Annotated in this window: 28 protein-coding genes; 10 read left to right on the top strand and 18 right to left on the bottom strand. The window is 69.9% G+C overall.

Translation table 11 applies throughout. The features are described from left to right. Window positions 1-25: 25 nt before the first annotated feature. Window positions 26-463 carry a hypothetical protein gene (locus ACFO6S_RS18295; RefSeq protein WP_378419384.1) on the top strand — a complete coding sequence of 146 codons (438 nt, stop codon included), beginning with the start codon at window positions 26-28 and terminating at the stop codon, window positions 461-463. 72 nt (window positions 464-535) lie between these two features. On the opposite strand, the gene tatB is transcribed toward ACFO6S_RS18295, so the two are convergent. From tatB to sigE, 4 genes are all read right to left on the bottom strand, one after another. Beyond that, the gene (gene tatB, locus ACFO6S_RS18290) at window positions 536-979 is read right to left on the bottom strand and encodes a Sec-independent protein translocase protein TatB (protein WP_378419383.1); all 444 of its coding nucleotides are present in this window, start codon (window positions 977-979) and stop codon (window positions 536-538) included. 73 nt (window positions 980-1052) lie between these two features. Beyond that, window positions 1053-2531, bottom strand: coding sequence for a S1C family serine protease (locus ACFO6S_RS18285; protein WP_378419468.1), 1479 nt, complete (start codon window positions 2529-2531; stop codon window positions 1053-1055). 110 nt (window positions 2532-2641) lie between these two features. Next, complete coding sequence (locus ACFO6S_RS18280) at window positions 2642-3016, bottom strand: RNA polymerase subunit sigma-70 (RefSeq protein WP_378419382.1); 375 nt, start codon at window positions 3014-3016, stop codon at window positions 2642-2644. A 17-nt stretch (window positions 3017-3033) separates the two neighbouring features. Continuing rightward, the gene (sigE, locus tag ACFO6S_RS18275) at window positions 3034-3669 is read right to left on the bottom strand and encodes an RNA polymerase sigma factor SigE (protein WP_378419381.1); all 636 of its coding nucleotides are present in this window, start codon (window positions 3667-3669) and stop codon (window positions 3034-3036) included. A 289-nt stretch (window positions 3670-3958) separates the two neighbouring features. On the opposite strand from sigE, the gene ACFO6S_RS18270 reads away from it, so the two are divergent. From ACFO6S_RS18270 to ACFO6S_RS18255, 4 genes are all read left to right on the top strand, one after another. Then, entirely contained in the window at window positions 3959-4570 is a 612-nt protein-coding gene (locus ACFO6S_RS18270; RefSeq protein ID WP_378419467.1) for an O-methyltransferase, read from the top strand. A gap of 79 nt (window positions 4571-4649) precedes the next feature. Then, entirely contained in the window at window positions 4650-5339 is a 690-nt protein-coding gene (locus tag ACFO6S_RS18265; protein ID WP_378419380.1) for a TetR/AcrR family transcriptional regulator, read from the top strand. An 11-nt stretch (window positions 5340-5350) separates the two neighbouring features. Then, a complete protein-coding gene (locus ACFO6S_RS18260) occupies window positions 5351-6280 on the top strand; it encodes an ABC transporter ATP-binding protein (protein ID WP_378419379.1) in 930 nt (309 codons plus the stop codon). Beyond that, window positions 6277-7920 carry an ABC transporter permease gene (locus ACFO6S_RS18255; RefSeq protein ID WP_378419378.1) on the top strand — a complete coding sequence of 548 codons (1644 nt, stop codon included), beginning with the start codon at window positions 6277-6279 and terminating at the stop codon, window positions 7918-7920. Before ACFO6S_RS18260 ends, ACFO6S_RS18255 begins: the two co-directional genes overlap by 4 nt. Window position 7921: 1 nt before the next feature. Here the strand turns inward: ACFO6S_RS18255 and glgC are convergent, their stop codons facing one another. Further along, the gene (gene glgC, locus ACFO6S_RS18250) at window positions 7922-9136 is read right to left on the bottom strand and encodes a glucose-1-phosphate adenylyltransferase (RefSeq protein WP_378419377.1); all 1215 of its coding nucleotides are present in this window, start codon (window positions 9134-9136) and stop codon (window positions 7922-7924) included. A 75-nt stretch (window positions 9137-9211) separates the two neighbouring features. Between glgC and glgA the strand changes: the two genes are divergently transcribed. Then, window positions 9212-10414, top strand: a complete 1203-nt coding sequence (gene glgA, locus ACFO6S_RS18245; protein WP_378419376.1) for a glycogen synthase — start codon at window positions 9212-9214, stop codon at window positions 10412-10414. On the opposite strand, the gene ACFO6S_RS18240 is transcribed toward glgA, so the two are convergent. From ACFO6S_RS18240 to ACFO6S_RS18190, 11 genes are all read right to left on the bottom strand, one after another. Beyond that, complete coding sequence (locus ACFO6S_RS18240; RefSeq protein WP_378419375.1) at window positions 10399-11232, bottom strand: putative RNA methyltransferase; 834 nt, start codon at window positions 11230-11232, stop codon at window positions 10399-10401. The two genes, glgA and ACFO6S_RS18240, sit on opposite strands and share 16 nt — an antisense overlap. 177 nt (window positions 11233-11409) lie before the next feature. Continuing rightward, window positions 11410-11577, bottom strand: coding sequence for a DUF3117 domain-containing protein (locus ACFO6S_RS18235; RefSeq protein WP_005059648.1), 168 nt, complete (start codon window positions 11575-11577; stop codon window positions 11410-11412). A 163-nt stretch (window positions 11578-11740) separates the two neighbouring features. Then, entirely contained in the window at window positions 11741-12322 is a 582-nt protein-coding gene (locus ACFO6S_RS18230; RefSeq protein WP_378419374.1) for a DNA-3-methyladenine glycosylase I, read from the bottom strand. Further along, entirely contained in the window at window positions 12319-12723 is a 405-nt protein-coding gene (locus ACFO6S_RS18225; protein ID WP_378419373.1) for a DivIVA domain-containing protein, read from the bottom strand. Before ACFO6S_RS18225 ends, ACFO6S_RS18230 begins: the two co-directional genes overlap by 4 nt. Window positions 12724-12810: 87 nt before the next feature. Further along, window positions 12811-13737 (bottom strand): glucosyl-3-phosphoglycerate synthase, encoded by a 927-nt coding sequence (locus ACFO6S_RS18220; RefSeq protein WP_378419372.1) that lies wholly within the window; start codon window positions 13735-13737, stop codon window positions 12811-12813. Continuing rightward, the gene (gene folP, locus ACFO6S_RS18215; RefSeq protein ID WP_378419371.1) at window positions 13734-14630 is read right to left on the bottom strand and encodes a dihydropteroate synthase; all 897 of its coding nucleotides are present in this window, start codon (window positions 14628-14630) and stop codon (window positions 13734-13736) included. Before folP ends, ACFO6S_RS18220 begins: the two co-directional genes overlap by 4 nt. Before the next feature lie 82 nt (window positions 14631-14712). Beyond that, window positions 14713-15258 carry an LOG family protein gene (locus ACFO6S_RS18210; protein ID WP_378419370.1) on the bottom strand — a complete coding sequence of 182 codons (546 nt, stop codon included), beginning with the start codon at window positions 15256-15258 and terminating at the stop codon, window positions 14713-14715. Next, a complete protein-coding gene (locus ACFO6S_RS18205) occupies window positions 15255-16085 on the bottom strand; it encodes an LOG family protein (protein ID WP_378419369.1) in 831 nt (276 codons plus the stop codon). The genes ACFO6S_RS18210 and ACFO6S_RS18205 overlap by 4 nt, the downstream gene beginning before the upstream one ends. Before the next feature lie 38 nt (window positions 16086-16123). Further along, complete coding sequence (dapE, locus tag ACFO6S_RS18200) at window positions 16124-17218, bottom strand: succinyl-diaminopimelate desuccinylase (protein ID WP_378419368.1); 1095 nt, start codon at window positions 17216-17218, stop codon at window positions 16124-16126. A 79-nt stretch (window positions 17219-17297) separates the two neighbouring features. Then, a complete protein-coding gene (locus tag ACFO6S_RS18195) occupies window positions 17298-18356 on the bottom strand; it encodes a chymotrypsin family serine protease (protein ID WP_378419367.1) in 1059 nt (352 codons plus the stop codon). A gap of 281 nt (window positions 18357-18637) precedes the next feature. After that, the gene (locus ACFO6S_RS18190) at window positions 18638-19015 is read right to left on the bottom strand and encodes a hypothetical protein (protein WP_378419466.1); all 378 of its coding nucleotides are present in this window, start codon (window positions 19013-19015) and stop codon (window positions 18638-18640) included. 345 nt (window positions 19016-19360) lie between these two features. On the opposite strand from ACFO6S_RS18190, the gene dapD reads away from it, so the two are divergent. From dapD to ACFO6S_RS18170, 4 genes are all read left to right on the top strand, one after another. Continuing rightward, on the top strand, window positions 19361-20314 hold the full coding sequence (gene dapD / locus ACFO6S_RS18185) for a 2,3,4,5-tetrahydropyridine-2,6-dicarboxylate N-succinyltransferase (RefSeq protein WP_378419366.1): 954 nt from the start codon (window positions 19361-19363) through the stop codon (window positions 20312-20314). Further along, window positions 20314-21708 carry an amino acid permease gene (locus ACFO6S_RS18180; protein ID WP_378419365.1) on the top strand — a complete coding sequence of 465 codons (1395 nt, stop codon included), beginning with the start codon at window positions 20314-20316 and terminating at the stop codon, window positions 21706-21708. The genes dapD and ACFO6S_RS18180 overlap by 1 nt, the downstream gene beginning before the upstream one ends. Window positions 21709-21808: 100 nt before the next feature. Next, a complete protein-coding gene (locus ACFO6S_RS18175; RefSeq protein ID WP_378419364.1) occupies window positions 21809-22618 on the top strand; it encodes an enoyl-CoA hydratase in 810 nt (269 codons plus the stop codon). 84 nt (window positions 22619-22702) lie between these two features. After that, window positions 22703-24157 carry an HNH endonuclease signature motif containing protein gene (locus ACFO6S_RS18170; RefSeq protein WP_378419363.1) on the top strand — a complete coding sequence of 485 codons (1455 nt, stop codon included), beginning with the start codon at window positions 22703-22705 and terminating at the stop codon, window positions 24155-24157. Between the two features lie 169 nt (window positions 24158-24326). On the opposite strand, the gene ACFO6S_RS18165 is transcribed toward ACFO6S_RS18170, so the two are convergent. Next, a complete protein-coding gene (locus tag ACFO6S_RS18165; RefSeq protein WP_378419362.1) occupies window positions 24327-24731 on the bottom strand; it encodes a YrdB family protein in 405 nt (134 codons plus the stop codon). Next, window positions 24728-25762 (bottom strand): NADP-dependent oxidoreductase, encoded by a 1035-nt coding sequence (locus ACFO6S_RS18160; protein ID WP_378419361.1) that lies wholly within the window; start codon window positions 25760-25762, stop codon window positions 24728-24730. Before ACFO6S_RS18160 ends, ACFO6S_RS18165 begins: the two co-directional genes overlap by 4 nt. Between the last annotated feature and the right edge of the window lie 77 nt (window positions 25763-25839).

The following is a 25839-nucleotide window of genomic DNA, read 5'->3' as shown; positions in this document are numbered from 1 at the left end:
GGCATCCGACGACAGGAATCCGGGTATGAACAAGGCCGTCCTCCGCACCGCGCTGTTCTCCGTCACCGCAGTGCCCCTGCTGTTCGTCTCCCCCGGGGTCGCATCCGCGGCCGTCGTGTCCAGCGCCGACATCATCGAGAACGACGTGGTCGCGTCGGTCGAGGGAGTCGACGCGGCCGCGCTCTGCGGCGCCACCCTGCTCGACCAGGGAACCGGAACCGTTGTCGGGGACATCGCCCCTGCCGCACCGAACGACGGCTGGATCGGCTACTCGTGGCCCGCCGTGGCGGACGGGGTCTACGAGGTGCGGCACCGTTGCACGGTCGGCGACGAGGTCGTGTTCGCGAATTCCCACCGCGACCTGGTGGCCCCGAACGCGATCCGGCCGGCGTTCGGCTCTCTCGGCACCGGCAGCGGCTGGGTCGGCGAGCCCGGCCTCATCGAGACCCTGTTCGGGTCGTAACCGCCGGCATTCCACCCGAACCACGACGGGCCCCTGCCGGAACTTCGGCAGGGGCCCGTCGCGTCGAGATCTCTAGGTGGCGTCGCCGTCGAACGGCGGACGCTCGCCCTCCGCCAGCGGGGCGGAGTCGCTCGGGGGTTTCGGCGCGGACCCGTTCACGGCCGCTGCGCTGCCGGCCGCACCGCTGCCGCCCTTGGTCATGTCGATGCCGCTCAGTGGCTTGCCCTCGAAGCTGCTGAACAGTGAGTCGTCGCCGTCGAGTAGGTGCTTGGTGATCACCCCGCGCGGAGTCATCCCACGCAACTGCTGCAGGTCCGCGAGCGGCTTGCGCAGGTCGTCGAACTCGGGACCCAGTTCGTCCTTGAGCTGCGCCGTGGCGCCGCTCGCGTAGTCCCTGACCTGACGCAGCGATTTCGAGACCCAGCCGACAGCGCCCGGTAGACGCTCTGGTCCCAGGACCACGAGCGCCGCGACGAGCAGGACCATCAACTCGCCCCAACCAATGTTGCCAAACACGTGCCCCAGAGTACGTGGCCCCGGCACCGCACGTCGCCCGCACCGAGAAAATCACCTCGCGGGCGCCCCGGGGTCAGTCCGAGACCGGGGTCACCTGGACCTCGACCGACCGTCCCGACCGGATCAGCTGCACCGGCACCGACTGCCCCGCCTGCTGCTGGTGCACGGCGACCACCAGTTCGTCCGCGCTGCCGACGTTGCGCTCGCCCACCTTGACGATCACGTCGCCCTCGACGATGCCGGCCTGCTCGGCCGGGCTGCCGCTCTGCACGTTCGCGACCTGGGCGCCGGTGGTTTGCTCGTTGGTGACCGACCGGGCGTTGACGCCGATCTCCGAGTGGTGCATCGCGCCGTCACGGATCAGCGCCTGGGCGACCTGGGTGACGTCGTCGACCGGGATCGCGAAGCCGAGGCCCACCGACCCGCCGCTCTCGCTCCGGATCGCCGAGTTGATCCCGATGACCCGGCCCTCGTCGTCGACCAGCGGGCCACCCGAGTTGCCGGGGTTGATCGCGGCATCGGTCTGCACCGCGTCGATCACCGCGTCGGTGTCGGTGCCGTCGCCGCCGAGGCGGACCGGCCGGTGCAGCGCGCTGACGATGCCACTGGTGACGGTGTTGCTCAGGCCCAGCGGCGAACCGACGGCCACCACGTCGTCCCCGACCGCGACGTCACCGGACTTGCCGAGTTGGGCGACGGTCAGGTTGCCGACGTCGACCTTGACCACCGCGAGGTCGGTCTTGGTGTCGCGCCCGACGATCTTGGCGGGCACCCGGGTGCCGTCGTCGAACACCACATGCAGCGTCGCCTTCTCCGGGTCGCTGGCGGCCATCGAGATCACGTGGTTGTTGGTGACGATGTAGCCGGCACCGTCGATGACCACCCCGGACCCCGTCCCCGACGCATCGCGGAGCGCCACCTGGAGCGAGACCACCGAGGGCTGGACCGCGGCCGCCACCTTGGCCACCTGGCCCGCCTCCCGGTCCCCGGCACCGGACTGGGTGAGCGATACCTTCTGGCTGGTCAGTGCGCCGACGTTCTCCGCCGTGACGCGGCCGACGACGCCGCCGACCAGTCCGATCGTGAGCGCGACACCGGCCAGCGCGGCCAGTGCACGGGGCGCGATCCGGTCACCGAGCAGGACGTCGCGCACGCTGAGCTTGGCGGCAGGCGGCGTCGTGGGCTCCGGCGGCGTGGTCAGCGCGGCGGCACCGAGGCGGACCGACGCGTCGGGGTCGCGCCACGGGTCCGCGGGCGCCTCGGGTGCCCCGGGCGCCGGTGCGTCGCCCGCGGGATCGCGCTGGATGGACTCGACCGCACCGTCGGGCCGTCCGAACGCCTCGGCCAGCACCGGGTCCGGCGGCCGGACGGTCAGGGCGGGGTCGGCCGCGGCGCCACGGTCGGTGGAGAAGGATGTGTCGGTACCCGCGGGACGTCCGAAGGCCACGGCCGAGGCCGGATCGACGGCGGGGCGGTACAGCGGCCGGGGCTGCAGCCGCGGCGGGGCCGAGGCCGCACTGTCGGCCGGGTTGGGGGCCGGCTTCGGGCGCATGGTCGAGTCCGAGTTCACGCCGGCCCGTGCCCCTCGTTGGCGTCAGTCACGCGTCCCAGTATCACCGACGCGCGAAGACCGGTCGTCACCGACGCGGGCATTGACCGGCGCTAGCGGAAGCGGCGTCGGGCCGACGCGGAGTAGGAGTTCATCCGGGCGGAGATCGCGGCCCGGGTCCGACCGAACTGCGAATCGGTCCCCGGCCCGCCCGCGGCGTCCGGATCCACCGGCGGAGTGCACATCGGGATCTGGCTGAGCAGTCCCAACAGTCCGCTGGGCATGCTGATCTCGGCGGAGCGACGAAGCGCCCCCCGCGCGTGCTGCTGGGCGTCCACCGCGGCGGTGCACTCGTGGCACTGCGCCATGTGCTGGGAGGCCCGCATGTACGCAGCCATCTGCAGTTCACCGTCGACGTACGCGGCGACCGCCTCGCTGGCCAGGTGCTCGGTGGAACTGAACTGGCGCCGTCGGCCCGCTTGCGTCATCAACCCCTCCTGCACCGTCACTTCGTGGTCACCGTCTCCATACTGCGGGACGACGACAGGTGGTCCCGCAGCGCCTGCCGTCCGCGATGGATACGGCTTCGTACGGTACCGAGCTTGACTCCCAGTGTGGCACCGATCTCCTCGTAGGACAGACCTTCGATGTCACAGAGGACGACGGCGGCGCGGAACTCCGGCGCCAACGAGTCGAGTGCGGCCTGCAGATCCGGGTCCAGACGGGCGTCGTGGTAGATCTCCTCCGGGTTCGGCCGGTCGGAGGGCACCCGCTCGTAGTCCTCGGGCAGCGCCTCCATCTTGATCCGGTTGCGGCGGCGAACCATGTCGAGGAACAGGTTGGTGGTGATCCGGTGCAGCCAGCCCTCGAACGTGCCGGCCTGGTAGTTCGACAGCGAACGGAAGACCCGGATGAACGTGTCCTGGGTGAGGTCCTCGGCGTCCTGGGCGTTTCCGGAGAGTCGGTAGGCCAGCCGGTACACGCGGTCGCCGTGCTCGCGGACCAGCTCGTCCCAGGACGGCATCGCCGACTGGTCGCCGCTGGCGTCGAACGCCGCGGTGCCACTCAGGTCGGCCGAGGCGAGTTCCGCCGCGCCGAAGAACTCGGCGCCGACCTTGGGCGTCGGGATGACGTTGATCATCGAGATGTGGTGACCTCCTGCTTGGGACAGCTGGTGGCAATGCGCGACAGACTTTCGACGCGTGACGGGTACAACGCCCGGGTTGTCCGGGATGTTCCCGACGTGAACTCTCTGATGCCACCGGTGCGGTCTGGTGATCTCGGTGTACTCCGTCAGCCTTTCGCACCCGAATGTGCGCGCACTATGAGAAGCCTGAGTGTCGCCTGAGAATCCGCCCGCAACGCGCGCCTGTACCCAGCCACGCCGTGACGGCGATAACCTCGACACCGTGCAGACCAATGGCGACCAGATGCTGGCCCACACCGAGGACTCCGTCATGGAGGACGAAGTGCTCCTCTCCGCGCGTGAACGGGCCGAGGACCTCGGCGGCGATCCCGTGCCGGCTTCCGTCGGCGCCCTGCTCAGCCTGTTCGCCCAGATGCTCGACGCCAAGACCGTGGTCGAGATCGGTACCGGCGCCGGGGTGAGCGGCCTGTGGCTGCTCGACGGCATGCGGGCGGACGGCGTGCTCACCACCATCGACGCCGAACCCGAGCTGCAGCGTGCCGCCAAGGACGCGTTCCGCTCCGGTGGCATCGGATCGTCGCGGACCCGGCTGATCAACGGCGACGGCCTGGAGGTGCTGCCGCGGCTCGCGGACGGCGCCTACGACCTGGTGTTCGTCGACACCTCGCCCGCCGACCACCTCCGGTATGTCGAGGAGTGCGTGCGGCTGCTGCGGCCGGGAGGGGTGTTGGTGCTGCACAACGCCCTGCTCGGCGGGCGGGTTGCCGACCCGACGGCGCGCGACGCCACCACGCTCGCGGTCCGCTCTGCGGCCCGGGCCATCGCCGAGGACGACCGGCTGACGAAGGTGCTGCTGCCGGTCGGCGACGGGGTGCTCTGCGCCTCGCGCAGCTGAACCCCCGACCCGGTCTTGACGCTTTCCTGACGGCCCCCACCCTTGCCGCCGGACTGAACGGGCGTTTAGCCTTTTAAACATGCGTTCAACCAGCGCCGACTCGCCGATCCCCGACCGGGATCTGACCAACCGGGCCCGAATCCGGGACGCGGCGGTTCTCGTGTTCGGCGAGCGGGGATTCTCGACCGGGGTGCGTGCCGTCGCCGCCGCGGCCGGGGTCTCGCCGGGACTGGTCAACCACCACTTCGGTTCCAAGGAGGGCCTGCGCGCCGAGTGCGACGCGCACGTCCTCGAGGTGTTCCGGATCGTCAAGACCGAGTCCCTGACCCGGCCCAGCGCCGCCGGCCTGCTGCACCAGCTCGCCGAGGTCGAGGAGTACGCGCCGCTGCTCGCCTACCTGATCCGGAGCTGGCAGGCCGGCGGCCCCCTCGCCCGGTCGATGTTCGAGCACCTGGTCGCCAACACCGAGCGCTACCTGGCCGAGGGCGTCGCCGCAGGCACCCTGCGGCCCAGCCGGGACCCCGCGGCACGGGCCCGCTACCTGAGCATGCAGAACCTGGGCGGCACCCTGCTCTTCCTGCAGATGCGGGGCGAGACCGACGACCCGGTCGACTGGCCCCGGGCGCTGCGCGAGCTGACCGACGAGATCATGCTCCCCGCGCTCGAACTGTTCACCGAGGGACTGTTCCTCGACCGCACCTACCTCGACACCGTCCTGGAGCATCGGGAGCAGAGCACGGACAGCGAAACCTCAAGCAAGACAGCCTGATAGGAATGCCGATGTCTGGAATCATCGAAGTTCGGAACCTGGTGAAGACCTTCGGCCGCACCCGCGCCCTCGACGGGCTGGACCTGGACGTCACCGAGGGCGAGGTGCACGGCTTCCTCGGCCCCAACGGCGCCGGCAAGTCCACCACCCTCCGGGTACTGCTCGGGATCCTGCGCGCCACGTCCGGGCAGGCCCGGATACTCGGCCGCGACCCGTGGGTCGACGCCGTCGACCTGCACCGCGAAATCGCTTACATACCCGGCGATGTCACCCTGTGGCCGTCGCTGTCCGGGGGCGAGACGATCGACCTCCTCGCCCGGATGCGCGGCGGCATCGACACCGCGCGGCGCGCCGAGCTCATCGAGCGTTTCGACCTGGACCCGCGCAAGAAGGTGCGCACCTACTCGAAGGGCAACAGGCAGAAGGTGGCCCTCGTCTCGGCCCTGTCCTCGCCCGCCCGCCTGCTGCTCCTCGACGAGCCGACGTCCGGACTGGATCCGTTGATGGAGCAGGTGTTCCGCGAGGCCGTGGCCGAGTCCACCGCGCGCGGCGCCACCGTGCTGCTGTCGAGCCACATCCTCTCGGAGGTGGAGGCGCTGTGCCAACGGGTCACCATCATCCGCGCGGGCCGGACGGTCGAGAGCGGACTGCTGTCCTCGATGCGACACCTGCAGCGCACCTCGATCACCGCCGAACTGCTCGGCGACCCTGGCGACCTGAGCACGATCCCCGGGGTCGCGGACGTCAGCCTCGACGGCGCCACGCTGCACTGCCAGGTCGACAGCGAGCACCTCGGCGACCTGATCCGGGTACTCGGCGACACCGGGGTGCGCAGCCTGGTCAGCGCACCGCCCACGCTCGAGGAGCTGTTCCTGCAGCACTACCGGATCGACGCCGACGCCGAGGCGTCGGACGAGAGCGGAGAGAAGGTGCGGGCATGACCACCACCCTGGCCCCGCGTCGGCCGGTCGAACCCAAGCCGTCGCGGACCGCGAACTTCGCCGGCACGCTCTACCTGTTGCGGCTGAACCTGCGGCGGGACCGAATCGTGCTGCCGCTGTGGGTGCTGCTGCTCTCCCTGCCGCTGGCGTCGGTGTACATGGGCAGCATCGAGAGCATCTACCCGAGCGCCGCCGGCCGCGCGCAACTGGTCGACACGATCATGAGCAGTCCGGCGCAACGGGCCATGTACGGCCCGGTCTACAACGACAGCCTCGGCGCGGTCGGCATCTGGAAAGCCGGCATGTTCTACACGCTGATCGCGGTGGCGGTGATCCTCACCGTCGTCCGGCACACCCGCGCCGAGGAGGAGTCCGGCCGGGCCGAGCTGCTCGGCTCCACCGCCGTCGGCCGGTACGCCGGACTGACCGCAGCCCTGGCACTGGGATTCGGCGGCTCGCTCGCGACCGGGCTGATCGGGACCGCAGGCCTGCTGACCACCGACGTGCCGTGGACCGGCTCGCTGGCGTTCGGCCTCGCACTGGCCGGTTCCGGGGCGGTGTTCACCGCGGTCGCCGCGGTCGCCGCACAACTGTCGACCAGTGCCCGCACGGCCCGCGGCATCGCGTTCGGGGTGCTCGGCGCCGCGTACGCGCTCCGGGCCGTCGGCGACGCCGGATCCGGTGCGCTGTCGTGGCTCTCGCCGCTGGGCTGGTCGCTTCAGGTGCGGCCGTACGCCGGCGACCGCTGGTGGGTGCTGCTGCTGCACCTGACGACGACGGTGGCCCTGACCGCGGCGGCGTACGCGCTGCTGCGGCGCCGTGACGTCGGCGCCGGGCTGATCGCCGAGCGCCCGGGCCCGCCGTCCGCGTCGCCCGCGCTGAGCGGCCCGTTCGGGCTGGCGTGGCGGCTCCAGCGCGGGGCGCTGATCGCGTCCACGATCGGAATCTGCCTGTACGCCCTGGTGTTCGGCAGCGTTGTGCACGGCATCGGCGACGAGATCGGCGACAGCGACGCCGTCCGCGAGATCGTCAACCGCCTGGGCGGGTCGCAGGCCATGGAGGACTCGTTCGTCACGATCGCCTTCACCATGCTCGCGGTCGGCGCCTCGGCGCTGGCGATCTCGTCGGCACTGCGGCTGCACAGCGAGGAGAGCTCGCAGCGCGCCGAGCCGGTGCTCTCCGGTGCCGTCGGGCGGATCCGGTGGGCGGCAGGCCATGTCGCGATCGCGATCGTCGGACCGGCGCTGGCCATGCTGGCCGCCGGGCTGGTGGCCGGGGTCGCCTACGGCGTCGCGGCAGGCGACGTCGGCGCGAAGCTGCCCGGGGTGCTCGCCACGGCGCTGGTGCAGCTGCCCGCGATCTGGCTGCTTGCCGCCGTCACCGTGGCGCTGTTCGGACTCGTTCCGCGGTTCACCCCGGTGGCGTGGGGCGTGCTGGTGGCGTTCATCGCGCTGTACCTGCTCGGCTCGATCTCCGGGTTCCCGCAGTGGGTGCTCGACCTCGAACCGTTCACGCACACACCCCGGCTCCCGGGCGCCGAGTTCACGGCCGCACCGGTGCTGTGGCTGCTGCTGATCGACGCGGTGCTGCTCACCGTCGGGCTGGTCGCCTTCCGGCGTCGGGACCTGCGCACCGACTGAGTCAGATCCAGACGCCCTTGCCGATGGCGACCACGCCGCCGGCGCTGACCGCGAACCGTTGCCGGTCGCGTTCGAGGTCGACGCCGATGATCTCGCCCTCCCCCACCACCACGTTCTTGTCGAGGATGGCGTGCCGCACCACCGCGCCCTTGCCGACCCGGACGCCCGGCATCAGCACGCTGCCCTCGACGGTGGCGCCGCTGTCGACCATCACGTTCGAGCTGAGCACCGAGTTGCGCACCGTCGCCGCGGACAGGATGCAGCCCGCCCCCACCACCGACTCCTGCGCCAGCCCGCCCTGCACGAACTTCGCTGGCGCCAGGTTCTCGGCGGCGCCGCGGATCGGCCAGCGCCGGTTGTAGAGGTTGAACACCGGGTGCACCGAGACCAGGTCCATGTGCGCGTCGTAGAAGGCGTCGATGGTCCCGACGTCCCGCCAGTAGCCGCGGTCCCGGTCGGTGGCACCGGGCACCACGTTGTCCTTGAAGTCGTAGACCGAGGCCTCGCCCGCCGCCACCAGTGCCGGGATGATGTCGCCGCCCATGTCGTGGTCGGAGTCGGAGTTCTCCGAGTCCGCGCGGATCGCGTCCACCAGCACCTTGGTGGTGAACACGTAGTTGCCCATGGACGCGAAGGTGACGTTGGGGTCGTCGGGGGTGCCGGGCGGATGCACCGGCTTCTCCAGGAACTGGATGATCCGCCCCGACTCGTCGCTGTCGATGCATCCGAAGGCGGCCGCCTCGCTGCGCGGCACCCGGATCCCCGCCACCGTGACGCCCGCGCCGGAGTCGATGTGGTGCTGGACCATCTGCTCCGGGTCCATCCGGTACACGTGGTCGGCGCCGAAGACCACGATGTACTCGGGGTCCTCGTCGTACACCAGGTTCAGCGACTGGAAGATGGCGTCCGCGCTGCCGGTGTACCAGCGCGGGCCGAGTCGCTGCTGGGCCGGGACCGGGGTGATGTACTCGCCCGCGAACCCGGACAGCCGCCAGGTCTGCGAGATGTGCCGGTCCAGCGAGTGCGACTTGTACTGGGTCAGCACACAGATCCGCAGGTATCCGGCGTTGACCAGGTTGCTCAGGACGAAGTCGATGAGGCGGTAGGCCCCACCGAACGGGACGGCCGGCTTGGCCCGGTCCGCGGTCAGGGGGTGCAGACGCTTCCCCTGGCCACCGGCGAGCACGATTCCGAGCACATGCGGCTGGCTCCTCACCCTGCCAACCTATCGGCCCCACCGCACCCCCGCCAGCAGTAGCCCTCCCGGGCACCCACCGGCTACCTTTAGCGCGTGCGGGTTGCGATGATGACCAGGGAGTACCCACCGGAGATCTACGGCGGCGCCGGGGTCCACGTCACCGAGCTCGTCGCCCACCTTTCCCGCCTCTGCACGGTGGACGTGCACTGCATGGGCACCCCCCGCGAGGGCGCGCTGGTGCACCGGCCGGATGACGCTCTGGCAGCGGCAAATCCCGCGCTGGCCATGCTCTCCGCCGAGCTGCGGATGGCCGCGGCCGCGGCAGGCGCGGACGTGGCCCACTCGCACACCTGGTACACCGGGCTGGCCGGGCACCTCGCCGGCGAGCTGCACGGGATGCCGCACGTGCTGACCGCGCACTCGCTCGAGCCGCGACGGCCGTGGAAGGCCGAGCAGCTCGGCGGCGGCTACCGGATCTCGTCCTGGTCCGAGCGCAACGCGGTGCAGTACGCCGACGCGGTCATCGCGGTGAGCGCGGGCATGCGTGCCGACCTGCTGGCCGCCTACCCGTTCGTCGATCCCGACCGGGTGCACGTGGTGCGCAACGGAATCGACACCGACGTCTGGTACCCGGACCCGGCCGGGCGCGCCGGATCTGTGCTGACCGGTCTCGGACTCGACCCCGATGCCCCCATCGCGATGTTCGTCGGACGGATCACCCGGCAGAAGGGCGTCGACCACCTGATCGCCGCGGCCCACGACTTCGACCCGAGCGTGCAACTGGTGCTGTGCGCCGGCGCACCGGACACCCCCGAGATCGCCGCGGACACCGAGCGGGCGGTCGCCGAGCTGTCCCGCGCACGCGGCAACGTGCACTGGATCCGCGAGATGCTCCCCACCGCGCAGGTACGTGAACTGCTCTCCGCCGCAACAGTGTTCGTATGCCCCTCGGTGTACGAGCCGCTGGGCATCGTGAACCTCGAGGCGATGGCGACCGAGACCGCGGTGGTGGCCTCGGACGTCGGCGGCATACCCGAGGTGGTCCAGGACGGCGTCACCGGCACTCTGGTGCACTACAACTCGTACGAACCGGCCGCCTTCGAGCACGCGCTGGCCGACGCGGTCAACAAGGTGGTGGCGGACCGCGACGCCGCGGCCGAGATGGGCCGCGCGGGTCGGCGACGGGCGATCGCCGAGTTCTCCTGGGCGCAGATCGCCAGGGAGACGATGGCGGTCTACGAGTTCGCGGTCGAGCGGTACACGGGCCGCCCGGCCGGCGACTACGCCAGGCGGTAGCGCGAGACGGTGACCGAGGCCGTCACCGTCGTGGGGTCCGGCAGGGCCGCGATCCGTTCGGCGCGGGCCGCGTCGTCGAGGTGCCTCGCCGACGGCCCCATCGCGATCAGTGACTCGACCTCGTTGTGCGTCAAGGTCATCGGATACTCGACGGCGGAACGCTCGACGCACTCGAAGTGCCCGGCCATCGTGGCACCGAGCCGGACCGTCTTGTTCTCGTCGACCCGCACCAGGCCGAGCAGGTCCACCAGTTCGTGCTGGTGACGGTCGGTGGGGGTGAGCACCACCAGGGTGCCGTCCGCGCGCAGCACCCGGCGCAACTCGGCGGCATTGCGCGGGGCGAAGATCGACAGCACGTGGCTGACCGCGCCGTCGCGTACCGGCAGCTGGGTCCAGATGTCGGCGACCACGGCGCCGGCCCGGGGATGGCTGCGGGCGAGCCTGCGGGCCGCCGCCTTGGACACGTCGAGGCCGATGCCGCGGGACGACGGCAGCGCGTCGAGGACCGTCGCGAGGTAGTGCCCGGTCCCGGCGCCGACCTCGAGCACGGCCGGCTCGTCGACGGGCGTCCGGGCGGTGGCAGCAGCGACCGCCTCGCGCAGCGGGTCGAAGTGCCCGCCGTCGAGGAAGTCCCCGCGCGCGGCGATCATCTCCGCGCTGTCGCCGGTGAACTTCGCCGCGCCGGGCAGCAGGCTGACGTATCCCTGCCGGGCCACGTCGAAGCTGTGCCCCCGTTCGCACAGCAGGGTGCGCTCGACCGTCTCGAGCGCGGTGCCGCAGTGCGGGCACGCGAGCAGGTCCACCACATCGGCGAGCATCGCCGTCAGCTCCTCACATCGAGATCGCCCCGGCCGACCGGGGCATTGGCGTCGCCCCCACGACCGTGCCATTCCAACGACCGTGCAATTCCAACGACGAGGCCCCGCCTGCCGCGATGGCGTGCGGGGCCCTGAACGTCGAACGGTGGTGCGTGAAACCGCACCGGTCGTGCGCAGCTAGCTGGTGACGTTCTTGAGTTCGTCGCCGAGTGCAGCGGCTTCGTCCGGGGTCAGTTCGACGACGAGCCGACCTCCACCCTCGAGCGGAACCCGCATGACGATCCCTCGTCCTTCTTTGGTTGCTTCGAGGGGACCGTCACCGGTCCGGGGCTTCATGGCCGCCATTACCTGCTCCCTCCAGATCTGCGCCGAACTGCTCTGCGCCTAGGCTTACCGTCCGATCCGGCGGATTTTGCCGGGTCGACAAGACTTATTCTTCCCTATCGCCTGAGAGCACGAGAACCTGAGGCACCCAAAAGGCCCATCGGCGCCGATTTCGACGGCCCGCTCAGCGCCGCAAGACCCAGCATTCCGCCAGGTGGTCGTCGACCATCCCGACCGCCTGCATCAGCGCGTATGCCGTGGTAGGACCCACAAAACGGAAGCCGCGGCGCTTGAGTTCACGGGCCATCGCGGTGGACTCGTCGGTGATCGCCGGGACCTCCTCGACAGTGCGCGGTCGGCGTGGGCGTGGCGCCGGGGCGAAGGACCACAGCAGCGAGTCGAGGTCGGTGTCGGTGAGGGCGAGGACCGCGCGGGCGTTGCCGATGCAGGCGTCGATCTTGGCGCGGTTGCGGACGATGCCGGGATCGGCCATCAGCCGCTCGACGTCGGCCGGGCCGAAGCCCGCAACGGCGTCGACGTCGAAGCCGGCGAAACCGGTCCGGAACGCCTCCCGCTTGCGCAGCACCGTGATCCAGGACAGCCCGGCTTGGAAGGCCTCCAGGCAGACCCGCTCGAACAGTGCGTCCCGGCCGTGCAGCGGGGTACCCCACTCGAAGTCGTGGTAGTCCCGGTAGAGCGTCGAGGAGTTCGCGTCCACCGCCCACGGGCAGCGAATCCTGGTGTCGTGGCTCGGCTCCGCGGTCACGGCCGGGTCTCCGGGGTCGAGGGCTCCGCAGAAGGTGCCTCCGCGGGCGAGGGCTCCTGGGGCAAGGGTTCCGCGGCCGCGGGCTCCGTGCTGGGCGCTTCCCCGGGCGGTTCGGATTCCTCGCGAACCGCCGCCAGTTCGTCGCGGAGGGCGTCGATCTCGGCGGCCAGACGCTCGAGCGCCCAGTCCACCTCGCTCATCTTGTAGCCGCGGGCGGTCTGCTGGAACCGCAGCGCCTGCACGTCCGCGCCGACCAGATTCCGCGCCGGCAACGCGGTGACGGTGGTCCCGGGGGGCAGCGGGGCCATTTCCTCGCCGCGGCCGAACACCGTCGACGCCACCAGGAACAGGACGCCGCCGACAAGCGCCATCACCAGCAGGTAGAGCAGCACCGTGAACATGACCCGATCCTGTCACGCGGCACCGACATCACGCCGACGGTGTCCGGACCGGCGGTGCCTGCTGTGGTCCCCGGCCAGCGGCGGTCGCTACCGACGCGGCCGCAGCGAGTTCATCGGCGGCCGGTCCTCGAGGGCCACCTCGGTTGTCACCGGCAGGAAGGTGCCGCCCTCGAGGTGGAACTGGGTCAGACCGACCCTCGAGTCCTCGATCCCGAATCGGCCGAGCATGGTGCCGATGATCTGCCGGCTCATCACCCCGAGCTCCAACAGCGGCCGGTTGCGGTGCGTGCGGACGCCGAGGTTCACCTGCCCGATCGCACCAAGGCCGAACCGGTCGTAGGTGTCCAGCAGCAACCCGATCTCGACGCCGTAGCCCGGCGCGAACGGCACCGACGAGAGCAGCTCACGGGTGCCCGCGTACTCGCCGCCGAGGGGCTGGAGCACCGCCGTCAGCTCCGGACGCATGGCCGCGAGCATCGGCCGCGCGACCAGTTCGGTCACCCGTCCCCCGCCGTTGGCCTCCTCGGTGCCGCTGACCCGCAACGGACGCCGGTAGAAGCCCTTGACCAGCTGGATGCCGTCGCCGGTCAGCAGCGGACCGAGCAGCTTCGGCACGAAGAACGGGTCCGGGTCGATCAGGTCGGAGTCCACGAACACGATGAGGTCGCCGGTGCTCGCGGCGATCGACCGCCACAGCACCTCGCCCTTGCCCGGGGCGGGGGCCAGTTCCGGGACGGCCTGCTCGCGGCTGACCACGGTGGCACCGGCCGCGGCCGCCCGTTCCGCCGTCTCGTCGGTCGAGCCGGAGTCGAGCACGATCAGCTCGTCCACCAGCCCGCCGAGCAGCGGATGGATCGAGTCCACCACCGTCGCGACGGTCTGCTCCTCGTTGAGTGCGGGCAGCACCACCGACACAGTGCGTCCGGCCTTGGCCGCCACCAGTTCCTCGATGGTCCAGTCCGGGTGTTCCCAGGTGTTGTCCGTCGACCACACCCGCTCGGTGCTCAGCGTCATGCCAACCCCCTCACGGTCCGGACCGGCGCCCGCCGACCCGCGATCGCCGCCGTCATGTCGACCACCCGTCGGGTGGCCGCCACCTCGTGCACGCGGAAGACCCGCACCCCGGCCGACGCGGTCAGCGCGGTCGCGGCGAGGGTGCCCTCCAGGCGGTCGTTCAGTTCCACTCCCAGAGTCTCGCCGACAAAGTCCTTGTTACTCAAGGCCATCAGCACGGGCCATCCAGTCTTCACGAGCTCGTCCACGCGACGTAACAACTCGAGCCCGTGGAAGGTGTTCTTGCCGAAGTCGTGGGTCGGGTCGATGAGGATCCCGTCGGCGGGCACGCCGAGCGCGCGGGCTCGTTCCGCGGCGCCGACCACCTCGTCGATCACGTCCGCGACCACGTCGGCGTACCGGACCCGGTGCGGACGGGTCCGCGGCACCGCACCTCCGGTGTGCGAGCAGACGTAGCCCGCGCCGAGTTCGGCCGCCACCTCGACCAGCTCCGGGTCCGCGCCGGACCAGGTGTCGTTGACCAGGTCGGCCCCGGCGGCGCACGCCAACCGGGCCACCGAGGCGCGCCAGGTGTCCACCGAGATCAGCAGGTCCGGGTACTGCGCGCGGATCTCCTCCACGAAGGGCACCACCCGGCGGATCTCTTCGTCCGCGTCCACCTCGGCGCCGGGTCCGGCCTTGACGCCGCCGATGTCGACCAGGTCGGCGCCCTCGGCGACCGCGCGGTGCACCGCCGCCATCGCCGCGACGTCGGTGAAGGTGGCGCCGCGGTCGTAGAACGAGTCCGGCGTCCGGTTCACGATGGCCATCACCAGCGCCCGGTCGGTCGCCACAGGTCGGCCGCACAGGGTCGGCAACGGCGTCGCAAACGCCGCTGTGTTGGTCTCGGTCATGGCTTCATAGTGGCATGGCGCCGTGGCGGCGCCCCACGGCATATCGCTCCGCCGGGACCTGGATCCGAGGCGCCCGCGCCCGCTACCGGGCGCAGCCGTCGAGCGCGGTCGCGATGTCGTCGGTGACCAGCAGCGAGTCCAACGCCCGCTGCTGGACGAAGCCGCCCGCCGTCAACCCGTCGAGCCAGCTGAGCAGCCCGGTGTAGTGGCCGACCGGGTCCAGCAGCACCACCGGCTTGTCGTGCATGCCGAGGTAACCGGCGGTCCAGGTCTCGAACAGCTCCTCGAGGGTGCCGATCCCGCCGGGCAGCGTGATGAACGCGTCCGCCCGGTCCTCCATGATCTGCTTCCGCTGCCGCATGGTGTCGGTGACGATCAGCTCGTCGGCATCGGTGTCGGCGACCTCCCTGTGCACCAACGCCTTCGGGATGACGCCGACGGTCCAGGCGCCGGCCTCGCGGGCCGCGGCCGCCACCGCACCCATCATCGAGACGTTGCCGCCGCCGGAGACGAGCTGCATGCCGCGGCGTCCGATCTCGGTGCCCAGCTCCGCCGCCAACGCCAGGTACGAGTCGTCGACCGGGCCGGAGGCGCAGTACACGCACACCGACAGTGGACGGGCGGTCACTGCGGGTCCCCGTTGTCGGGCCGCGGCGCCTCGTCGGCGCCGCTCTGCGAGGCCACCACGATGCGGACGGCCTCGTCCACGCTGTCGGTCATGTGCAGCAGGTCCACGTCGGACGCGGAGATCTTCCCATCGGCGACCAGCGTCGTCTTGATCCACTCGACCAGCCCGGACCAGTACGCGGTGCCGAGCAGCACGATCGGGAACCGGGTGACCTTGCCGGTCTGCACCAGCGTCAGCGCCTCGAACAGCTCGTCGAGGGTGCCGAATCCGCCGGGCAGGCAGACGAAGGCCTGCGAGTACTTGACGAACATGGTCTTGCGGGCGAAGAAGTAGCGGAAGTTGATGCCCAGGTCCACCCACTCGTTGAGACCCTGCTCGAACGGCAGCTCGATGCCGAGCCCGATGGAGAAGCCACCGCACTCGCTGGCCCCGCGGTTGGCGGCCTCCATCACGCCGGGTCCGCCGCCGGTGATGACGGCGTAGCCCGCCTCGGCCAGGGCCGCGCCCAGCGCGCGGCCCTGCGCGTACTCGGGATGGTCCTGGCCCGTGCGGGCAGAACCGAACACGGTGACCGCGCGGGGCACCTCGGCGAGCGCGCCGAAGCCCTCGACGAACTCGCTCTGGATGCGCAGCACCCGCCACGGGTCGGTGTGCACCCAGTCGGTGGGCCCGCGCTGGTCGAGCAGACGCTGGTCGGCGGTGCCCGAGCCTCGCTTGCGGTCGCGGCGCAGCATCACCGGCCCTCGGCTCTGGATGCTTGCGCTGGGGCGCTTGGCGCCCAGGGAGTCCATCTTCGCGGGTCGTCCGGGCGTCTTGTCAGGTGCCATGGGCCAAGGCTAACGGGTGGCCGCGACCACCCCGCGCCTCACGCGCTGAGGTACCCGCGCAGCACCGCGGTGACGTCGGTGATCTGCTGGACCGGCACCCGCTCGTCGCGCTTGTGCGCCAGGTTCGGGTCGCCGGGGCCGTAGTTGACGGCCGGGATGCCCAGCGCCGAGAAGCGGGACACGTCGGTCCAGCCGTACTTGGCGCGGAACTGCCCGCCGGCGGCCTCGATCAGCGCGGCCGCCGCCGGGGCGCCGAGCCCGGGCAGCGCGCCGGGCGAGGAGTCGGTCACCTCGAAGTCCAGGTCCAGGCCGTCGAGCACCTCGCGGACGTGCTCGATTGCCTGCTCGACGCTGCGGTCCGGCGCGAACCGGAAGTTGACGTCCACGTCCGCGGTGTCGGGCACCACGTTGCCCGCCACGCCGCCGGAGATCCGCACCGCGGACAGGCCCTCCCGGTACACGCAGCCGTCGATGTCCACCGACCGCGGCTGGTAGTCCGCGAGCCGCGCGAGCAGTGGCGCCAGCTTGTGAATCGCGTTGTCCCCCAGCCAGGATCGTGCCGAGTGGGCGCGGGTGCCGGACGCGGTGAGCCGCACCCGCAGGGTGCCCTGGCAGCCCGCCTCGATGAAGCCGCCGGACGGCTCGCCCAGGACCGCGACGTCGGCCTGCAGCCACTCCGGCAGTTCGCGCTCGATGCGGCCGAGCCCGTTGTACTGCGCAGCGATCTCCTCGCAGTCGTAGAACACCAGCGTCAGGTCGTGCGCGAGGTCGCTGATCGTGGCGGCCAGGTGCAGGAACACCGCGTCGCCGGACTTCATGTCGACGGTGCCGCAGCCGTGCAGCACGTCGCCCTCCTCGGCGTCGACGGTGCGCCGGCTCGGCACGTTGTCCGCGATCGGCACGGTGTCGAGGTGCCCGGCCAGCATCACCCGGCTGGGCAGGCCGCGGTTGGTGCGGGCCAGCACCGAGTTGCCGCTGCGGATCACCTCGAAGCCGGTGGTCTGCTCGCGCAGCGCGGCCTCGACGACGTCGGCGATCAGCGCCTCGTCCTGCGAGACGCTGGGGATGTCCACCAGCGCGGCGGTCAGGTCGATCGGGTCGGCATGCAGGTCCAGGCGCGGCTGAGTGGTCACCCGACCAGGTTAGGCGGCTCCGCCGCCCGGGCGTCCTTGTGGCCCGTGGCGGGGCCGGAAGGACGCACGGGCGGGTGGGTCAGTTGTTGGTGATCTGGAAGCCGGCACCCGGACACGGAACGGTAGCGCCACTGTCCGTGCAGGTACGGCCGTTCAGGTGGTCGAGGATCAGCTTGGCCGACTGGTAGACGTAACTGACGGGGCCCGCCGAGCCAACGACAATCCCGGCCCACTCGTTCGACCGGCCGACAACTCCGGCCGGACCACCGGAGTCGCCGCCCCTGCTGAAAGTTGTGGAACGAAGGTACCCGTTTTGGCTGTTGAAGATGTAACCGGTCGGTACCAGAGTGGGATCGGGGGTGGGATCAATACCAACCAAGAGATTCGTACCCTGGGCATGCATCTGCATACTCGTCCACCCCACCTGACCGAGATTCGCGCCGATCCCGGGATTGACCGGGTTCCCCGCCGCATCGGAATAGACCTTGTTCATCTTGAAAAGGGGACGCGGAGGAACGTCGACCTCCAGGGGCAGATCTCCGTCACCCCCCCCGGCGCGGAAGACACTGCCATCACTCCTGGACTTGTACTTCGGCGCCGTCATGAGCGTGCTGGAGAGGGTGACGTGGGGGGCAAACTCGATGACCATGTAATCGAGGAGATTGAGATTCTCAACGGTATTGGCAACCGTTCCATCTTTCGATGCGTACCGAATCCACCCAATTGGCGCGGGATGCGGGCCGGCCGCGCCTCTAGTTTCCGTCCAGTCGTAAACCGGATGACGGACCTTCTCCGAGTCGGTGACAGGTACATCCTTCGGGACACCTGACGGAATTACAGCGTCACCTGGCGCATCGGTAACTTTAAGGCCATTGCAATGACCTGCTGTGATACCGATCTTGCGGTTCATCGAGTCGGTACCCACCGCGCCGAGGGTGCACCTGGTCAAGTTTATCGGCGTGTCCGGATCCTTCATATAACCCGGTTCCAATTCGAAGGTGATTCGCATACCCGCCTGGACGGTCTTGGGCGCCGGGGTTGCCGGCGCATCCTCCGCCTGGGCGGTGCCGACACCCAGACTGGCAACCAATGCTGTAGCGCTGAGCAGGCCGGTGAGATATCGGGTCGTGCGTCTCATACAGAGCTCCTGAAAGTTCTTGTGGGACATGACGAGCGAAACGTAGACCATCCAGTTGGTTTCATTCAGGTAATGCCCGAACCTCGAATGTGATTGCAGTCATTAGACGGTTTCCCGGCCCGCCACCGCGGCGGTCGGGCCGTCCGGCGACGGATCCCGCCCGGCCCGGAGGTCCGCGCATTGCCGAGACCGCGACGACTACACAGCAAGACGCCCGTCGACCTCTCGAACGCACCAAGTGGATGCGAGAGGTCGCCGGGCGGGCGGTTGGACGGCCTACGTCAGGGGACGACCACTTCAGTCGACACCGGGAGACTCGGGCGGTCGGTCCGCATGGTCAGCTGAACCCGGCCCGGTCCCGTGCCGACCTGCACGATCATCGGCCAGGAACTCGTGTTGGACGCGGGCACGTACCGGGTCACCGTGCCGCTCTGACCGGTGTCGAGGTTCCGCCAGTCGACGATCGCGTTGACGTCGCAGGCCAGGATTGTCGGAGCCCACTCCCCGAGGGGCGAGAAGCCCTGTGTGATCCGCAACTCGACGGAATGGACGGCCCCCGGCACCTCCGAGTACTGCCCGAGGGGTCCGTCGAACGCATTTCCGGCGGCGGTCAGCATGCCGGCACAGATGCCGTTCCCGAGTGTCCACACCGGCGCCATCGTGACGGGTGCCTGTTGGCAGGTTCGCGGTCCTACATTCGACCAGCCGAGCTGGCAGGTATCGGCTGCGTCGGTGGCGCCGGCCACGCCCGGCGCCGCAACGGCCATCGCGGCGCCGATGAGCGCGGTTGCTGTGACAGAGGCAGTTCTCCTTGTAATTGACATGCGCCAATCATTGTGAGCACTGCGCACATTGCGGTGTATTTACCGAAATGTCCAGCTCACTGGCGCGCCACCGAGCCCCGTCGCTCGCCGGGCCCTTGCACGCTCCCTGCAGACCATCCAACCGATCCATCGATGCAGGCCGGTCGGGGTCCACCGGCCCGGCCGGTATCCTGACTACCCGTGAGCATTCAGGGAGCATCTGCAGTCGGCATTGCAAACATCACCACGGGCGGCGTCGTCCTCGACACCTGGTACCCGGAGCCCGCCCTCGGCGAGTTCGGCCAGGCCTCCACCGTCGTCCTCGACGCAGGCGACGTGCCCGCCGAACTGTCCGCGCTGACCGGCGAGGACGAGGCCCGCGGGGTCCGCCAGGTCGCGGTCCGCGTCACCATCGCCGACCTGGCCGCCGCGCCCGTCGACGCGCACGACGCGTACCTGCGCCTACACCTGATCTCGCACCGCCTGGTCCAGCCGCACGGGCTGAACCTCGACGGCGTCTTCGGTCTGCTCGCGAACGTGGTGTGGACGAACTTCGGACCCTGCGCGGTCGAGGGCTTCGAGCTGGTCCGCGCCAAGCTGCGCGCCCGCGGACCGGTCACCGTCTTCGGTGTCGACAAGTTCCCGCGCATGGTCGACTACGTGGTCCCGTCCGGCGTCCGGATCGGTGACGCGGACCGGGTCCGTCTCGGCGCACACCTGGCGTCCGGCACCACCGTCATGCACGAGGGCTTCGTGAACTTCAACGCCGGCACCCTGGGCAACTCCATGGTCGAGGGCCGGATCTCCGGCGGCGTGGTCGTCGACGACGGCTCCGACGTCGGTGGCGGCGCCTCGATCATGGGCACCCTGTCCGGCGGCGGCAAGGAGGTCATCTCGGTGGGCAAGCGCTGCCTGCTGGGCGCGAACTCCGGCCTGGGCGTCTCGCTCGGCGACGACTGCGTGGTCGAGGCCGGCCTCTACGTCACCGCGGGCACCAAGGTGACCGGCCCGGACGGCACCGTCGTCAAGGCCAAGGATCTCAGCGGTCAGTCCAACCTGCTGTTCCGTCGCAACTCCGTGACCGGAGGCGTCGAGGTGGTGGCACACAAGGGCACCGGCGTCGAACTGAACGCCGCCCTGCACGCGAACGACTGATGACCACGAACTCGGCTCCCTCGGCGCCGCTGGACGAGCAGGGCGACACCTCACATCTCGGCCACGGGCTCAAGGTCCGGCACCTGACGATGATGGGCCTGGGCTCCGCGATCGGCGCCGGCCTGTTCCTCGGCACCGGCGTCGGCATCGCGAAGGCCGGCCCGGCCGTCCTGATCTCGTACATGATCGCCGGCATCGTGGTGATCGCGGTGATGCGGATGCTCGGCGAGATGGGTGCCGCGATCCCCGCGAGCGGATCGTTCAGCCACTACGCCCGGATCGGCATCGGAGAGTGGGCCGGGTTCACCATGGGCTGGCTCTACTGGTTCATGCTGATCATGGTGCTCGGGGCCGAGATCACCGGCGCCTCCACGATCGTGCACGGCTGGCTGCCCGGCGTGCCACAGTGGGTGATCGCGCTGGTGTTCGTCACCTTCTTCGCGGTGGTGAACCTGGCGAAGGTGAGCAACTTCGGGGAGTTCGAGTTCTGGTTCGCGGCCATCAAGGTCACGGTCATCATCGCGTTTCTGGTCATCGGGCTGCTGCTGGTGTTCGGCCTGCTGCCGGACACCGACCCGGTGGGCACCACCAACCTGTTCGGCCAGGGCGGATTCATGCCCAACGGTTTCGCCGGCATCGCCGCCGGACTGCTGGTCGTGGCCTTCGCGTTCGGCGGCATCGAGATCGTCACCATCGCCGCGGCCGAGTCGAAGGATCCCGAGCGGTCCATCGCGACGGCGGTGCGCAGCGTGGTGTGGCGAATCAGCCTGTTCTACATCGGCTCGATCTCGATCATGATCCTGGTGCTGCCGTGGAACTCCGAGCAGTTGCAGAGCGGTCCGTTCGTCGCGGTGCTGAGCGAGGCGAACCTGCCGTACGTGGCCGGGGCCATGGAGCTGATCGTGGTGATCGCGCTGCTGTCCGCGTTCAACGCGAACGTGTACGGCACCTCCCGAATGGCGTTCTCGTTGGCCCGACGCGGCGACGGCCCGAAGGCCCTCGGCGTGCTCTCCAAGACCGGGGTGCCCACCAACGCGGTGGTCCTGTCGGTGTTCTTCGGCTTCGTCAGCGTGCTGCTGAACTGGCTGCTGCCGGACTCGCTGCTCTCGATCCTGCTCAACGCGGTCGGGGCCGCACTGCTGGTGATCTGGATCTTCATCGTGGTCTCGCAGCTACGACTGCGCCGGCAGCTCGAGGCCGAGGGCAAGCTGACCCTGCGGATGTGGGGCTTCCCCTACCTCAGCTGGGCCACCCTGGCCGCGCTCATCGGGTTGATCCTGTTGATGCTCACGGACGCCGATGCCCGCAGCCAGCTGATCTCCACCGCGACGCTGTTCGTCCTGATCGCCGGGCTGTCGGTGCTCAACGGACGGCGGCGTCGGGCCGCCGCGTGACGCCGGCACCGAATCCGCACCTGGTATCGGAAAGGGCAGTTCGCCTGCGCTCTGCGGCGTAGGGTCGGCGCACCCCGGCCCTCCACCCGCAGGAGAACTCGTGAGCTTCGTCGTCGTCGACCGCCCCCGTGAGCACGTCGCGCTGGTGACCCTGAACCGGCCCGAACGGATGAACGCGATGGCGTTCGACGTGATGGTTCCGCTCAAGGAATCGCTCGAGACGCTCGGCAACGACAACTCGGTGCGCGCGGTCGTGCTCACCGGCGCCGGACGCGGGTTCTGTTCGGGCGCGGACCAGTCCTCCGCGGGCAGTCCGCCGCACATCGACGGTCTGACCCAGCCGACGATCGCGTTGCGAGCCATGGAGATCCTCGACGACGTCGTGCTCGCCCTGCGGCGCCTGCACCAGCCGGTGATCGCCGCCGTCAACGGTGCCTCCATCGGCGGCGGTTTCTGCCTCGCACTGGCCGCGGACATCCGACTTGCCGCCGCCGACGCGTACTTCCGGGCAGCGGGCATCAACAACGGATTGACGGCCAGCGAACTGGGCCTGAGCTACCTGCTGCCGCGCGCGATCGGTTCGTCCCGGGCCTTCGAGATCATGCTGTCCGGACGCGACGTCGACGCCGCCGAGGCCGAACGGATCGGCCTGGTCTCCCGACTGGTCGACGGACCCGACCTGCTGGACGAGTCATTCGACCTGGCCGAACGGATCGCCGCGTTCTCGCGTCCGGGCGTCGAGCTGACCAAGCGGACGCTGTGGTCGAGCCTCGATGCGTCGTCGCTGACCCAGCACATGAACCAGGAGGGGCTCGGTCAGCTGTACGTCCGACTGATGACCGACAACTTCGAGGAGGCCACCGCGGCTCGTAGGGAGAAGAGGAATCCGGTGTTTCGGGACAGCAGGTAGATCGGGAAGTAGTCACAGACCGCATTCCGTTCACCAGGCGAAACGTCATTGTGATCGAATGTATGTACGAGTATCGTTTGGTGTATGGAAATCGTCGAGATGCTCACCGACCCCACCGGGGTCGAGGCATGGCGACTCGACGAAACCGAACTCGCTTCGACGGTTCCGGAACTGTCATCGAAAATCCTCGAGCTGGAAGCCCTACGGGTCCGACTGGTCCACGAGGCCGACCAACGCTGCGTCCCCAACCACCTCGGTGCCGCCGACACCACCTCCTGGCTCACCGACGCCACACACATGACCGCAGGCCACGCCGGCAAGATCGTCCGGCTCGGACGGGAACTGCCGTTGCACCCGCGAATGGCCGCCGCATTGGATGCCGGGCGAATCGAACTCGGACACGTCCAGGTGATCGTCGACTTCCTCGCCCGCCTCGAACGACTCACCGTCGGTCAGCCTGGCCCGTTGGTAGAGACCGACTGGGACCACCCCGACCCCGAAACCGGCCGACCCGACGACTGCCAGGCCTACCTGCTCATCGCCGCCCAGCTCGAGAACGCCACCGTCCTGCGCCGACGCGCCCGCGCGCTGGAGCTGCTCCTGCAACTCGACGGGACCGTGCCCCCGGACGGCGAGAATCCCGAACTCAACGAGTTCCACGCCTCCGCCACCCTCGGCGGACGAGTGCACATGAAGGGCTCCTTCGACGCCGAGACCGGCGAAGCCCTGAACACCGCTCTGTCCGGCCTGTCCAAGCCGCACCCGAGCACCGACGACGACGGAAACCCGATCCGCGACCCGCGTTCGGCTGCGAAGCGCCGAGCGGACGCGTTGGAGCAGATCATCCGCGGCCACCTCGACAACGCCCGCGGACCGGCCGAGGGCGGCGAACAACCGCACGTCACGGTGACCATCGACCTCGACGCACTGAAAGACGCTGTCGCCAAGACCGCGCCGACACCGGCGACCGGGGCATGGACCAAGAACGGCTGGGACTACCACTCCGACAACGCAACCGGACCACTCGATACAACCGGACCGGTCGGCAACTCCCGCGGTGAGAACTGCTCAGACGTCCGGCCGCCGCGGCACTACCGCCGCGTCCGGCACGCCAGCATGCCCTGGGCCGGACCCGTCTCCGCCGCCATCGCGGCCCGCCTGTCCTGCGACGCGAAGGTCACTGCGGTGTTCGTCGACAAGGAGGGCAACCCGCTCGACGTCGGCCGCAGCACCCGCTTCGTCACACCAAGCCTGCGGAAGGCGTTGGCGGCCAGGGACTGCGGCTGCGCGTTCCCCGGCTGCGGACGCCCCGCCGCCTGGACCGACGCACACCACATTCGGCACTGGTCCAGGGGCGGTCCCACCGCACTGTCGAACCTCGTGCTGCTGTGCAAGAAGCACCACACGATCATCCACAAGAACCACTGGGCCGTGAAGATCGAATCAGACGGATTCCCGTGGTTCACACCACCCGCCTGGGTCGACCCGGCGCGAAGACCCCGGCCGGCTCATAACCGGCGCGAGATCCACGGAGCCTGACCAGGCGAAGGCCTGAACACCCACCGACAGCCGGACCGGTTGCGGCCGAGACACACTCGGCCGCAACCGGTCTGCGCTGTCCCGTCGGCGCTGCCCCGGTCGGCGCTGCCCCGGCCTGCTGTCCCGGCATACCCTCGACGTCACACCGAGAACGCGCCCTCGAATCAGGTCAGACCCGCTGCGCCCGCTCGTCCCGCATCTCCCGCCGGCACAGTTCCGCGAACACCCCCGCGGTCACCACGAAGAACACCAGCCCCACCAGGTGGCCGAGGAACACCCCCGCCACGACGGCCGTCACCGCGAACAGCGCGACCTGCAGGTACAGCCGCCGAGGGTTCGGCAGTCGCCGACTCGAGGTCGGCGCCATCCACACCGCCCAGGTCGCGGCCGCCACACCGGGCAACGCCACCGCACCGACGATCTGGCCGAACACCGACTCCGCCACCGCGGCGCCTGCCAGTGCCAGCAGGACCAGCATCGACAGTTCGCACAGGAATGACATCAGCTCGAGAACGCCGACTCGGGTCAGCGGCGCAACGCCGTCGACCTCGGGCGCCTCACGTGCCTCGGTCACTGCTCTGTCATTCCGACATTGACGATCAGCTTGCCGAAGTTCCGCCCCTCGAGCATGCCGATGAACGCCGCGGGCGCGTTCTCCAGACCGTTCACGATGTCCTCGCGGTACTGCACCCGCCCCTGGTGGACCCACTCGGACATCTCGCCGATGAAGTCCGCGTACCTGGTGCCGACGAACTCACTCTGGATGAAGCCGCGAATGGTCAGGCTCCTGGTGAGGATTGCGCTCATCAACGCCGGCGCCCGGTCGGGACCCTCGGGCCTGGAGGTCCGGTTGTACTGCGAGATCAGCCCACACACCGGCACCCGGGCGTACGTGTTGAGCAACGGCAGCACCGCGTCCCAGACCGCACCGCCGACGTTCTCGAAGTACACGTCGATGCCGCCGGGGACCGCGGCCGCCAGCTGCTCGGCGAAGTTCGGTGCGCGGTGGTCGATCGCCGCGTCGAATCCCAACTCCGTCAGGTACGCACACTTTTCCGGCCCACCCGCAATCCCGACTGCCCGCGCGCCCTTGATCTTCGCGATCTGCCCGACCGCGGAGCCGACCGGACCCGACGCGGCGGCCACCACCACCGTCTCCCCCGGCTGCGGCCGACCGATCTCCAGCAGGCCCGCGTAGGCCGTGAAGCCCGGCATCCCGAGCACCCCGAGTGCGGTCCGGGGCGGGGCCAACCGTGGGTCCAGCTTGCGGACGTGCCGGGCGTCCGCGACCGCGTACTGCTGCCATCCCGAGAAGGCCAGCACGATGTCGCCGACGTCGATGCCCGGTTCCCTGGACTCGATCACGTCGCAGACGGTGCCGCCGACCATCACGTCGCCCACCGCCATCGGCTCGGCGTAGGACTTGGCGTCGCTCATCCGCCCACGCATGTACGGGTCCAGCGACAGGTAGCGGGTCCTGAGCAGCAGCTGGCCGCTGGAGACCTCGGGGACCGGGACGGACTCGACCCGGAAATCGGACAGCACGGGCTCACCGACGGGGCGGGAAGCGAGCACGACGCGGAGGTTCTCGGCAGGCAGGCTCATGCGAGTCCACGCTAGTCCGGCGCGCCGGGAATTGCTGGGTGCGCGCGGGGCGCGCCCTCAATTCCCGACCCCCACAG

This window comes from Rhodococcus kronopolitis (assembly GCF_042654025.1).
In the GTDB taxonomy this organism is placed as follows: domain Bacteria; phylum Actinomycetota; class Actinomycetes; order Mycobacteriales; family Mycobacteriaceae; genus Rhodococcus_G; species Rhodococcus_G kronopolitis.
The sequence above is the reverse complement of the archived record's forward strand: the minus strand, read 5'-3'. Positions and strand labels throughout refer to the sequence as shown.